9 protein-coding genes are annotated in these 14,020 nt (G+C 26.8%); 6 read left to right on the top strand and 3 right to left on the bottom strand.

What is annotated here, in order from left to right; all coding sequences use genetic code 11:
- Window positions 1–85 precede the first annotated feature (85 nt).
- The 3 genes from TY07_RS07515 to TY07_RS07505 all read left to right on the top strand — a co-directional run bounded on the left by TY07_RS07515 (window position 86) and on the right by TY07_RS07505 (window position 4,200).
- Window positions 86–766 carry an amino acid ABC transporter permease gene (locus TY07_RS07515; protein ID WP_042397555.1) on the top strand — a complete coding sequence of 227 codons (681 nt, stop codon included), beginning with the start codon at window positions 86–88 and terminating at the stop codon, window positions 764–766.
- A complete protein-coding gene (locus TY07_RS07510; protein WP_042397552.1) occupies window positions 753–1,475 on the top strand; it encodes an amino acid ABC transporter ATP-binding protein in 723 nt (240 codons plus the stop codon). The genes TY07_RS07515 and TY07_RS07510 overlap by 14 nt, the downstream gene beginning before the upstream one ends.
- A 151-nt stretch (window positions 1,476–1,626) precedes the next feature.
- Entirely contained in the window at window positions 1,627–4,200 is a 2,574-nt protein-coding gene (locus TY07_RS07505) for a tetratricopeptide repeat protein (protein ID WP_052330641.1), read from the top strand.
- 392 nt (window positions 4,201–4,592) lie between these two features.
- Here the strand turns inward: TY07_RS07505 and TY07_RS07500 are convergent, their stop codons facing one another.
- The gene (locus tag TY07_RS07500) at window positions 4,593–5,768 is read right to left on the bottom strand and encodes a cation diffusion facilitator family transporter (protein ID WP_042397550.1); all 1,176 of its coding nucleotides are present in this window, start codon (window positions 5,766–5,768) and stop codon (window positions 4,593–4,595) included.
- Between the two features lie 560 nt (window positions 5,769–6,328).
- Between TY07_RS07500 and TY07_RS07495 the strand changes: the two genes are divergently transcribed.
- Window positions 6,329–7,624, top strand: a complete 1,296-nt coding sequence (locus TY07_RS07495) for a M18 family aminopeptidase (protein ID WP_042397547.1) — start codon at window positions 6,329–6,331, stop codon at window positions 7,622–7,624.
- Window positions 7,625–8,018: 394 nt separating this feature from the next.
- On the opposite strand, the gene TY07_RS17225 is transcribed toward TY07_RS07495, so the two are convergent.
- Both TY07_RS17225 and TY07_RS07485 read right to left on the bottom strand, forming a co-directional pair.
- Entirely contained in the window at window positions 8,019–8,459 is a 441-nt protein-coding gene (locus TY07_RS17225) for a prepilin-type N-terminal cleavage/methylation domain-containing protein (protein ID WP_052330640.1), read from the bottom strand.
- A 1,090-nt stretch (window positions 8,460–9,549) separates the two neighbouring features.
- Complete coding sequence (locus tag TY07_RS07485; RefSeq protein ID WP_042397544.1) at window positions 9,550–10,221, bottom strand: helix-turn-helix transcriptional regulator; 672 nt, start codon at window positions 10,219–10,221, stop codon at window positions 9,550–9,552.
- A gap of 661 nt (window positions 10,222–10,882) precedes the next feature.
- Between TY07_RS07485 and TY07_RS07480 the strand changes: the two genes are divergently transcribed.
- Together TY07_RS07480 and TY07_RS07475 are read left to right on the top strand one after the other, a co-directional pair.
- A complete protein-coding gene (locus tag TY07_RS07480) occupies window positions 10,883–12,796 on the top strand; it encodes a polysaccharide biosynthesis protein (protein ID WP_042397541.1) in 1,914 nt (637 codons plus the stop codon).
- 104 nt (window positions 12,797–12,900) lie between these two features.
- A complete protein-coding gene (locus TY07_RS07475) occupies window positions 12,901–14,010 on the top strand; it encodes a DegT/DnrJ/EryC1/StrS family aminotransferase (protein ID WP_242833236.1) in 1,110 nt (369 codons plus the stop codon).
- Window positions 14,011–14,020 lie beyond the last annotated feature (10 nt).

The raw sequence follows: 14,020 nt of genomic DNA, 5'->3' as shown, positions 1-14,020 counted from the left end.
ATGTAACTATGTTCTCTAAACTGTTAAATAGTAAATTTTATTAATATATTACTATGAATAGTTGATATTGAGGGGGATGAAAAAAATGAATTTTGATTTTAGCTTCGTGCCAAATTATTTACCTTACTATTTTGAAGGGGTTAAATATACATTATTAATTTCGTTAATTACAGTATTTTTTGGAGCACTATTTGGATCTTTATTATTCTTTATGAAGACGTCAAACTTTCATATTTGGAAGATAAAGCCTTTAAAGATAATAGCGGTTGTTTATATTGAAATAATTAGAGGAACACCAATGTTATTACAAATCTTAATTATGTATGCAGGATCTAAGATGTTCTTTGGAATAGATTTAAGTCCATTTACATCAGCAGTTATAGCAATTGCATTAAATTCAGCAGCATATGTATCAGAAATAGTAAGAGCTGGTATAGAAGCAGTGGACAAGGGTCAAATGGAAGCTGCAAGAAGTTTAGGAATGAAAAAGAGCACAGCAATGATGTTAATTGTAATACCACAAGCTGTTAAAAATATCTTACCTGCTATAGGTAATGAATTCGTTGCAATAATTAAGGAATCATCAATGGCTTCAATAATAGGTGTTAATGAATTAATGTTTGCAGGGAAAGTTGTTGTAGGTTCTACATATCTTGGATTAGAGCCATACATAGTAGCAGCAGTATTTTACTTTATTATGACATTTACATTAGGTAGAATTATATCTCTTATAGAAAGGAGAATGAAAAAAAGTGATTCACGTTAATAATCTTCATAAAAGTTTTGGAAAAAATGATGTTTTAAAAGGAATAAATGAGCATATAAAAAAAGGTGAGGTTGTAGTTGTAATAGGACCATCAGGATCAGGAAAAAGTACATTTTTAAGATGTTTAAACCTATTAGAAGAACCTACATCAGGAGAAATAGTATTTGAAGGAAATAGTATAACTGATAAAAAGGTTGATATAAATAAGATCAGAGAAAAGATGGGGATGGTATTCCAACAATTTAATTTATTCCCACATAAGACTGTATTAGAAAACTTAACAATAGCACCTATTAAGGTTAAGGGGATTAGTAAGGCTGAAGCAGAAAAGAAAGCATTTGAATTATTAGAGAGGGTTGGCCTAACTGATAAAGCAAAAGCTTATCCATCATCACTTTCAGGTGGACAAAAGCAAAGAATAGCAATAGCAAGAGCTTTAGCTATGGAGCCAGATGTTATGCTATTTGATGAGCCAACATCTGCATTAGATCCAGAAATGGTTGGTGAAGTATTAAGTGTTATGAAAGATCTTGCAAAAGATGGTATGACAATGGTAGTTGTTACTCATGAAATGGGATTTGCAAGAGAAGTTGGAGATAGAATTTTATTTATGGATGCAGGAAATATAGTTGAACAAGGAACTCCAGAAGAAATTTTCTCACATCCAAAAAACTCAAGAACAATAGACTTTTTATCAAAAGTATTATAATTTAGTTAAACTAGCTATATTAAAGGAAGATTTATATAATAAATTTTTCTTTGATATAGCTAGTATTTTTTTATTTATTAAAAAAATACTACTAATAAACCTATTAACCATATAATAAACTATTAGTAGGAGTAATAACATTGGAGGATATATGGACAAAATCTTTAATTATGATTTTCTAAAGTTAGAGTTTAGAGATATATATGAAGATTTAAATGAATTAAAGGGACAAACTAGTCCAGAGATGATAAATAAAGATGTAGATGCTGTAATTGATGATATTATTTATTATATATGTAAACAAAATAATATATTATATGATGAAAATGTAGGATGGTTAAAAAGGTTAGATATATTGAAAGAGATGGATGTTATTCCAAATGAAATATTACAAAAAATAATATTATGGAGTAAAAAGGCTAAAAGTAATGAACACGATTATGAAAATGATCAAGAGCTTATTGAAATGAAGCTATTATATGAAGTGCTTGTCTGGTTTGTAATTAATTATGGTAACGAGAATTATTCTTTATTTATAAGTGATTTATTTGAATCAGAAAAAGAAATATTTAAGAAATATCTAAAAAAAGACAAGGGTGATTTAGAAAGTAAGAAAAAAATAGAAAGTAATATTTTAGAGAAAACAGAGGCAGAAGAGGTCTCACAGGAATTAGTTGAGTCTGGAGAAAAATATTATTTTGGAAGAGGGGTAAAGAGAGATTATAAAACTGCATATAAATATTTTCTAGATGCAGCAAAAATGAATGATGAATATGCTGAAAGTTATTTAGGATTATTTTATGATAGAGGAATTGGAATACCTAGAAATTATGAAATGGCATATCAATGGTATTATAAAGCTGCTAGTAAAGGTAATGCTTTTGCACAATATTCTATAGGGGTATTATATTCTGAAGGTAATGGAGTACCAAAAGATTATTATAAGGCTTTTATTTGGTTCCAAAAAAGTGCTGAAAATGATTATTCTGCTGCATATTATCAACTTGGAAGATGTTACTACAATGGGTTTGGTGTAGAAAAGGATGTAGATAGTGCATTTAAATGGCATAAAAAAGCTGCTGAAAATAATTTTCCAGCATCACAGTATGCATTATCCTTAATGTATAAGAATGGAGAAGGGTGTGAGGAAAACTTAGTTAGTGCTTATTATTGGATTGAAAGAGCTGCTGAAAATGATTATGAAGATGCATATTATATTGTTGGAAGATCATATTTAGAGGGGATATATCTAGAACCAGATTATAAGAAAGCATTTCACTATTTATCTAAAGGATATCTAGCATTAGATACTAATTGTATAGAATCATTAGCAGAAATGTATTTAAAGGGATTATATGTTAAAAAGGATGTTTATACTGCTTTAGAGCTTTATAATAAGGCTATAGAATTTGGAGATAAAAGTATTTATTTTAAAATTGGTAAAGTATATGAGGAGCAAGGATTAATTAATCAAGCTATTAGTGCATATGAAGAAGGACATGAAGAGGGAAATTTAAAATGCACTCAAAGGCTTGGAATAATGTATTACAATGGTGATGGTGTTGAAAAGGACTTAGAAAAGGCAATAGAATATGTTAGTATTGCAGCTGCTAAAAAGGAGCCACATGCTATGTATGTACTTGCAGTTGCATACTTAAGATTAAATAAATTTGGAGATAAAACAACTGACATAATTAAGAAATTATTAAAAGAAGCATATGAATTAAATTCACCATATGCAGCAGATTATTTAGCTTCAATTATGATTAATGAATTAAATGAAGGTAAAGAAGTTAATAGAGCAGAGTTAGTTAAATATATTAGATTTGGAGTAGAAAATGACCTTAAGGAATCAATCTTTAAGTTTGGTTATATATATGAAAAAGGAATAGGTGTATTACAAGATTATGAGGAAGCCTATAGTTATTACAATATTGCAGCAGAGAGGAATTGTATTAAGGCAATGATTAAGCTTGGAGATTGGTATAAGAAAGGAATTTTTCTATCAAGAAATATAGATTTAGCTATTAAATGGTATGAAAAGGCTGCTAATAAAAATGGAATTGAAGGAATCGAAAATCTTATACAAATATATGAAAGGGGAATAGGTGGGAGAAGAAGTGATATTAAAGCAATTTATTATGTATTTAAATTAATAGATTTGGATGCCTTAAAGGGAAAAGAAAGACTTGTATATTACTGCTTCAAAGGAATAGGTGTTGAAGAAAATAAGGAAAAGGGATATGAATTAATAAATGAAATTGAAGAAATAGATAAAGGTACTGCAAATTTCATTAGGGGGTATTTAGCTGAAAATAATCTAATTGAAATGAATAGTGATGAAATAATAAATTTATATCAAGAAGGAATAGAACTTGGAAATCTAGAGTGCTATGGACAGCTTGCAAATTATTTATATAAAAATAATTTATATAACAACCCTAAATATGAAGAAGTCTTTAATATTGCAATGGAGGGAGAAGCTTTAGGCGTTAGTAAATGTGAGTATGTAATTTTAAAGGAAAAGCTTAAAGAATACGAAGAGAGTAAAATAGTTACTATAGAGGAATTAATCGTTTTAAGGAAATTAAGTAAGCTTATTAATAAAGGAATATATGAAGTAATTAATGATTTAATTAAATGGTATTCTGAAAGAAAACCTGAAGATAAACTTTTATATTATCAATTATTAGAAGATAAAATTTATTATAATTTGAAGGAGTAAACTTAATATAATTGGAATGTCAAATTTATTATATACACTCCTTTGAGTTAAATTTAGAATATCAATTAAAGTATTATTATTTAAAAATAAAAAATAAAAAATAAATGGAGAAATCCAATGGTAGACTTCTCCATTTATTTTTTGAGGAATTTATAATTTAATCAATATGAATAAATTATAATAATTTATGCTTATATGAAATATATGTAACAAAAATATATTTTAGTACATTATTATAAGCAAATATGGTATCTGTCGTAATTAAATAACAGCTAATAATAATTCATCATAAATAATATTTTCAAAGTTTTATTAACTGCATGATTAAATTATAGCATGTAATAAAGGAATTTTATATTGTAATAAAATACAAAAAAAACATAAAATTTATGCTATAGAGCTAAATCAATAGTGATAACGCAACGGTATTCAGGGGCTTCTTTTTTAATGTCAGTCTCTATTTTAGATAATAATTTAGTATGAGATTCTGCATGTGTAAGCTTTGTTGGACACACTTCAATATCAAATACAAGATTCTTTTTATCATGATCACCTACAACTCTGAAATCATGAAAAGATTTTACTTCATCATATTTAAGAAGTATTTTTTCAACCATTTGTCTAGCTTCTCTTATTTCTTCAGTATCAACACAAATAGGATCCATATGAATTACTAAATAAATATTTAGTTTTTTAGAAATTTCCCTTTCAGCAGCATCTATAATATCATGAATTTCCATGATATCAATGTTACTAGGAATTTCAGCATGGATTGAAGCCATAATTCTTCCAGGGCCGTAATTATGAACAATTAAATCATGAATTCCAGTGATATTATCATAAGACATAACCATATCTGTAATATTACTTACTAAAACAGGGTCTGGTGGTTCTCCTAAAAGTGGACTAAGTGTTTCCTTAATAAGAGAAAATCCTGAATAAACTATAGCTAAAGCAACGATTATACCGATATATCCATCAATAGGAAGTGTTGTAAACTTTGAAATTAAAAAAGAAATAACAACAGTACTTGAAGTGAAAACATCGCCCATAGCATCAGTTGCAGTTGCTTTTAAAGTAGATGAATTTATTTTATTACCTATAGATTTATTAAATTTAGATAACCAGAATTTAAAGCCAATTGAAATAAGTAATAATAAAAATGGTATCATTTCAAAGGTTACTGGAGTAGGGTTAACTATCTTTTGAAATGAAGTTTTTACAAATTGTAATCCTACAAGCATAACCATAAATGAAACTATCATTGCAGTTATATATTCGATACGTCCATGACCAAATGGATGCTCAGCATCAGCTGGTTTATTTGCCATTTTAAAACCTATAATAGTTATTATTGAAGAAGCTGCATCAGATAAATTATTAAATGCATCAGCTAAAATTGAAACTGAGTTAGAAAGTAAGCCAACAGATAACTTAATTAAAAAAAGAAGTGAGTTGGTAATTATTCCAATGATCCCAGCAAGATTAGCGTAAGATTCTCTAACTTTAACATCTGATACATTTTCAGAGTTTTTAACAAATCTTTTTACTAAAAAATTTGATAACATAAGAATCCTCCCATATTTATTTTTTATTAATATATAATAAAGTATTTATTTTTATGAAACATATTATTTCCATTTATGCGTCTTATTATATTATGCTAATTTAATCTAATATAAAAGTCAACTATAGAGAATTACAAGTTTGAAGAATGACAAGCAGTATGAGTGAGAAGTTAAATGAATTTATTAAGATGTTAAATAGTACTATATAGTTCTGTTATATCAAAATGTTGTTAGGATAGTATGTAGAACTGTTATACCAAAATGTTGTTGGGGTAGTATGTAGAACTGTTATATCAAAATGTTGTTGGAATAGTATGTAGAACTGTTATACCAAAATGTTGTTGGAATAGTATATAAATTTGTTATAACAAAATATTGTTATATAGTTAGTTTTATTTAATAAATTTCCAAATTTTAATTTGTTCAAATAGAATTACTAATATTAACAAAAATGAATGGAGAGTTTCCTAAAATGAAAATTCATATTTTTAAATGAGTTGAGAAAAAATAGCAAATGAAGTATAGTAAAATATATACAACAAGTAAAGGAGCAAATGACTATGGAAAAGAATCTAGCATTAGAATTAATAGACTTCTTATATGATAGCCCAAGTGCTTGTCATGGAGTTAAGGCTACTCAAAAAATATTAGATGCAAATGGATTTATAGAAATAAAAGAAGAAGACAAGTGGAACTTACAACCAAAAGGTAAATATTATGTTGTGAAAAATGATTCAGCATTAATTGCTTTTGAAGTAGGTAGTGGAGATATAGAAGAAACTGGACTAAGACTTATTGGAGCACATACAGATGTACCAGGATTTAGAATAAAACCAAATCCACAAATGATAAGTGAAGGTAAATATGTTAAATTAAATACTGAAGTTTATGGAGGACCAATACTTCATACTTGGTATGATAGACCTTTAGGAATAGCAGGTAAGGTTGCATTAAAAGGAGCTTCTCCATTAAAACCAGAAATAAGATTAGTTAACATTAATAAGCCATTATTAATAATTCCAAGTTTAGCAATTCACATGAATAGAGAAGTTAATGATGGATATAAAATCAACAGACAAGTTGATACATTACCTTTATTAGGACTTATAAATGATAGGTTAGAAAAAGAAGATTACTTAATGAATATTCTTGCTAATGAACTACAAGTTAATAAAGAGGATATACTAAACTTTGAACTTGGATTATATGAATATGAAAAAGGATCATTAATAGGAATGAATGAAGAACTTATTTCTTCAGGAAGATTTGATGATTTATGGATGGTATTTGCTGGAGTTAAGGCATTAGTTGATAGCAGAGAAAATGCTGCAACTAAGGTTATGATTTGCATAGATAATGAAGAAATAGGAAGCTTAACAGCTGAAGGTGCTAACTCAACATTATTAAATAATATATTAGAAAGAATTACACTTGGATTAGGAAAAGACAGAGAAGGATATTATAGAACTTTAGCTAAATCTATAATGATATCAGCTGATTTAGCACATGCTGTTCATCCTAACTTAGGAGATAAGCATGATCCTACAAATAGACCAGTTCTTGAAGGTGGTCCAGTATTAAAGATAGCTGCATCAGGAAGCTATAGTACTGATAGCTTTAATGGAGCTGTATTTGCTAGTGTTTGTGAAGCTGCAGGAGTTCCATTCCAAAAGTTTGTTAATAGATCAGATGTTAGAGGTGGAACTACAATAGGTCCTGTAACATCAGCAAACTTAACTATTCCTGTAATTGATATGGGAGCACCAGTGCTTGGAATGCACTCAATAAGAGAATTAGCAAGTGTTAAGGATAACTATTATACTGTTAAAGCATTTACAGAATTCTTTAGTTTATAATTTATGATATAAATATATTTTAAGTTAGCTGTGTCAAAGCTACAATGCATATTAAAAAAATTAATGTTGCAGTAGATTAGACACAGCTTTTGTATTCTTTAGAAAAGTGTATTTCCTAAAGAGTTATTGATAATTTTAAGAAGTATTGATAATTTTTTTTTAGTAGCAGAAACTTATATTCTGGGAAATAAATTCTTTTATAAAAATTAGTTTATAAATTGATATATGTATTAGTCCATTTAAAATTATAATATTACATTAATGATTATTATATAAATTACTGTTTGGATTTTATAATATATGTTGAATAAATTATTAGTGTTTTTAATAATTGTTGAATAAATTAATTTTTTATATTTCACAATAATTGAGGAGTTATGAAATATTATAAAAACTAATCTAAAGTAATAGAATTGCTTACATCATCGTTAATAATTATGGAAGTTCCGTCATCATTAAAAGTAAAATTATTACTTTCAGTATCAATGATTAATTTACATTGTTCTACTGTAGCGCTACTTAATTTTGTTAAAGTACCAGCCTCTAATGGTAGATTATCACCTTCAAAATCGGAACCTATTGAATCAGTATCAAAACCAGATTTATGCCTTATAGACTCATAAGCAGTAACAATAGATTTGGCTTCATTTAAAATACCAACCTTTTTAGCTTCAGTAAGATAATTTCCGAACCTTGGAATAAATGCAGCAGCAAGAATTGCAATAATGGCCATAACAGCAACAAGTTCAACTAAAGTAAATCCATCATTTTTATCCTTTCTTTTAAGTTTAAAGAATTTTTTTAGCTTTTCTAAATTAAAATTATATTTTATCATTTAGTCACTCCTATAAAATAAATTTCTTAACTCTAGGCCTAGTTAAGTCTTTACGAAGTCTTACCTAGAATAGAAAAATATATACAAACCTAAACAAAAATTTTAACTTTTTGTGAAAAGTTCTAAAAAATATGAATAAATTAAGCCTAAAACGGATAAAACAATAATAAGAGATGACAAAGAATAAAATTTATTAATATTAAATAAGCATTCTGCTAAGAGTTTATAAAATATTGAAATAGAAGTTAATGATAATATGTTTGTTATGCATTACTACTGTTTTTTTAATTTTATATAGTGTTATCTCTTTGGAGGATTTTGAACTATTAATTCAAGGATAGGTATAGTGTATCTTTATTTTATAATATTGAGAAAATATCGATTTCTTGGATATAAAGTATATTGTAAAGAAAAGCTTTATAAAGGAATATGATGGTTCAAGAGGTATTTTAATATTACTGAAAATAATATTAAGCATAATTTCGGATATTTTCATTTAAACATACTGCAATTAGAATGATAAAGAAATTTATCAGGAGATAACAAAATTATGTATAATACACTTGAAAACAAATCATAGAGGGTAAAGGACTATCTTTTAATATAGAAATAATAGTTTCAAAATCCTTTTATATTTAAAAATATAAAGTATAGTATGAACTATATATTAATTTATAAAAATATAATTTGGAGAATAATAAAAATCATATAATAATTGTAGTAAATATAAAAATAGAAAATAGATAATAGATAATGAACAATGGCGAGTAGATGGCAGAAAAATAAAAACAGAGAATTAAGAGAAAAATAAAAGAATAGAATTAAGAAATGATAAAGAGTTAAAAATGATAAAGATAAAAGTAATAAAAAATAATAAAAGTAATAAAAAATAATAAAAAAAGAAGTGATAAAAGATGACGTAATAAAAAATAAGTAGTGATAAAACTACCCGAAAGACTTATCACTACTTATTTATATAAAAATATGCAAACGCTAATTTAAAGTTTAAAGGAAGCCCTTTTAAGTTTGTGTAAGAACACTTAATTAGTTTTTATTAATTTATATGCGTGTTCTTAATAAAAAATGTCACTTATAAAAATAATGGTTTAGCAATTAACCCAGATTCATAAGCATAAATAATTGCTTGAGTTCTATCTTTAACATTAATCTTAATAAATATATTACTTATATGTTTCTTAACAGTATTTTCACTAATATTAAGATTTTTAGCTATCTCAAAGTTACTTAATCCATTTGACAATTGAGAAAGTATTTCTAACTCTCTTCTTGTAAGTGGAGTTCCTAAATTATTTTTGCTTGTAATTGTAGCAGCAGGCTCATCTTCAACAAGTCTATACAATAATTCACGATCATAAAATTTAGTTCCAGTTGAAATCTTATGTAAAGCATAACTGATGTCTTCTTGAGCAAACGTTCCTAACATATATCCATCAACATTTAACTTTGACACTTTAAAGAACATGTCCTTACTTTCGTTAAAATCTATGATTAATAGTTTTAATTTAGAATAATTGTCTTTAATAGCTAGAATATTATCTATTATTTTTAAATCTTCTTTAAATAATGTGATTATTAAAATTGTATCTTCAGTATCATTTAGGCTTGTGTTTTCTGTAGAATCTAATGTTTTAAAGCAATCTTCTATAGAAGTAAAGCCAGTGATATCTTCATACTTATTTCTTAATATCGCTTTAATACCTTCATGAATGACTGGATATCTACATAAAATAGAAATTTTCATCTTATCCCCCTTTTCATATATAAAGTAATTACTACTAAAATTATATTCTAAAAAAATGTAAAAGTCTATTAATAATTACATTAAATGTTAAAAATTATACTAAGAAGTATTGATAACGATTTCTGAAATTACTACTTAGTAGTAATTAGATACTATAGATTTTATAATCCAAAAGTATAATTATGAAATGAATAATCATTGGCATAATTAAATTTTTATTAAAACTATATCAAGTTAAGTATTATTTTTGAGAGTAATACAAGGGTAATAAAGAATTAGTATTGTAGTATTATCTATAAAATATTATTAAAAATATATTTGAGAAATATTAGTAATAAATTAAAGAGTTTATAAATAGAATAATTACGCTATCTAAAATTGAAATGCAAATTTTGTTGATTAAATGATAATTAAGTAGAAAATAATTCAAAGGAATAACAATAAAATAACTTAAAGTAATTATTTAATAATAATATAGCTAATTAATACAATAAGTAATAAATGTTAATTATATACAGTGTGCAACTAATAGATTATTTACTGGAAAAGGATGTAAAATATATAATTTATTATAACAAATATGTAGTGAATTGACGGTGTGTTAATACTTATAGGTAATTCAAAGTAAAGTATTTAAATAATCAAAAAGGGGGGAAGGACAATGCTTAAAACTACAGTTATAAATTTAAGTAAAAAGAGCAAAAGAGTAATACTACTACTAAGTGATATAGCAGTTATAATTTTATCTTATTATCTAGTTATGTTGTTTCAGTATGCATCTCATACAGAAATAATAGAAACATTTATAAAACTACCATTAGTAGTATTTATATACGTAGTATCATTAATAATTTTTAAAATGTACAGCTGTATATGGTTAAATGCTGGGGTATTTGAGTTTAAACAAACAGTAATATCAACAATAATTTCATGCGTTATAACAACAGTGGTTATGATGATTATTCCAAGTGGAATATCAGTTTTAACTAATATTTTAGCGGGGATATTAATAGCAGGAATGATTACAGCTTTAAGAATGTCACTAAAAGTAATAACTAGGGCTTTTATTTACACAGTTTCGGAAAAAATAGATGGTAAATATAAAGTATTGATAATAGGGGCAGGAGATTGTGCTTCAGCAATAATGAATGAAATAAGAAAAGAAAAAAGTTCTGAATATAATATTGTAGGTATTATAGATGATAATAAGAGCAAGATAAATAGTTATTTAAATGGGGTAAAGATTCTTGGAGATAGAGATGCTATTTCTGAAATAGTTGAAAGAGAAAATATAGATGTAATACTTTTTGCAATTGCCAAAATAGATGGGGAAGAAAAATCTAAAATATTAGATATATGTAGTAATACAAAAGCAAAGGTAAAAGTAATACCAGGATATTATCAATTATTAGAAGAAGGAATTTCTTTTAATAAGATGAGAGATGTTGATTTAAAAGACTTAATTGGTAGAGAAGAAGTAAAGCTAGATAAACAAGGAATAGAAGAATATATAAAGGATAAAGTAGTCTTAGTAACTGGTGGTGGAGGGTCTATAGGATCAGAGTTATGTAGACAAATTGCAAAATTTAATCCGAAGTTACTTTTGATATTAGATATTTACGAAAACAATGTTTATGATATACAAAACGAATTATCTTATAATGAGCCAAAATTAAATAAGAAGGTAATAATAGCATCGGTAAGAGATAAATACAGATTAAATCAGATAATAAGTGCATATAGACCATCGATAATATTTCATGCAGCAGCACATAAGCATGTACCATTAATGGAAGATAATCCAGGAGAAGCAATAAAAAATAATGTATTAGGTACGTTAAATATGGCTGAACTTGCAAGCCAATATAAAGTAGAAAAGTTTGTTTTAATTTCTACAGATAAAGCAGTAAATCCTACTAATGTAATGGGAGCTTCAAAGAGACTTTGTGAAATGATAGTACAAGCTGTTAATAATGAAAGAGGAAATAAAACAGATTTTGTTGCAGTTAGATTTGGTAATGTGCTTGGAAGTAATGGGTCAGTAATTCCTTTGTTTAAAAGGCAAATTAAAAGTGGTGGACCTGTAACATTAACTCATAGGGATATAACAAGATATTTTATGTTAATACCAGAAGCAGCACAACTTGTGCTTCAAGCTGGAGCATATGCAAAGGGTGGGGAAATCTTTGTTTTAGATATGGGCAAGGCTGTGAAAATATATGATTTAGCAGAAAATTTAATTAGACTTTCAGGATATAAACCCAATGAAGATATAAAAATTAAAATAACAGGCTTAAGACCAGGAGAAAAACTATATGAAGAATTATTAATGAATAATGATGAGTTAAGAAAAACTGCTCACAATAAGATATTTATTGATAAGCCAGAAACTATTTCATTAATTAAGCTAAGAAAACAAATTGATGATTTAATGTTTGTAACAAAATTGGGTAATAAAAATATGTTAATTGATAAGCTAAAAGAAATAGTACCAACATATTATTCACCAGATTTTTATAATAAGAAAAAAGTAGTACAAGAGGTTGCAGCTACAACATTGGGAGGAAAAGAGTAATGGAAGTATTAAAGGAGAGAGAAAGTTTACAAAAGAAAGAAGCTGAACGTATAGAAGTAACAAAGCAAAAAGAAAATAAAAGAATATACTTAGCTTCACCACATATGGGAGGCCTTGAAGAAAGCTTTATAAAAGAAGCATTTGATACAAACTGGATTGCTCCGCTTGGACCTAATGTAAATAACTTTGAAAAGGAGGTTGCAGAGTACGTAGGAATAAAGGATGCAGCGGCATTAATATCAGGAACTTCAGCAATACATTTAGCAATTAAGCTATTGGGTATAAAAGAAGGCGATACAGTATTTTGTTCAGATTTAACATTTGCAGCAAGTTGTAATCCAATAATGTATGAAAAAGCAACACCAGTATTCATAGATTCAGAATACGATAGTTTTAATATGTCTCCTACAGCATTAAAAAAAGCATTTCAATGTTATGAGAAAAAAGGAACCTTACCAAAGGCTGTTATTGTAGTTCATCTTTACGGACAAGCTGCAAATATGGATGAAATAATGGAGATTTGTAATAAATACAATGTTCCAGTAATAGAAGATGCAGCAGAATCACTTGGTGCAACATATAAAGGACAACAAACAGGGACATTTGGAAAGTATGGAATTTATTCATTTAATGGAAACAAAATAATAACTACATCAGGTGGAGGAATGTTAGTCTCTAATGATGATGAATCTATAAAAAAAGCAAGATTTTGGGCAACTCAAGCAAGAGATAATGCAAGATATTATCAACATACAGAGCTTGGATATAACTACAGAATGAGTAATATAGTTGCTGGAATAGGAAGAGGGCAAATAAGAGTTATAAATGAAAGAATAACTAAAAAGAAGTATATTTATGAAAAATACAAAGAGGCATTTAAAGATATTCCAGATATAGATATGGCTAATATATGTCAGTATGGAGATCCTAACTATTGGTTAAGTATTGCAACAATAAATAAAGAATCAAAGGTTAAGCCAATAGATATAATTCTAAAGTTAGAAGAAAACAATATAGAATCAAGACATGTGTGGAAGCCAATGCATATGCAACCTTATTATGAAAAGTACGATTTCTTTAGCAGCTTTAGTTATCATGGTATTAGTGTTTCTGAAGATATATTTAATAGGGGGATATGCTTACCTTCAGATACAAAAATGAGCGAAGAAGAAATTAATAGAGTTATTGAAATTATAAAAGAGCTATTTGTTTAAAGAAAAAATA

Source organism: Clostridium saudiense, assembly GCF_000577815.1.
Classification (GTDB): Bacteria; Bacillota; Clostridia; order Clostridiales; family Clostridiaceae; genus Clostridium; species Clostridium saudiense.
This window is presented reverse-complemented; position numbering and strand designations above follow the sequence as displayed.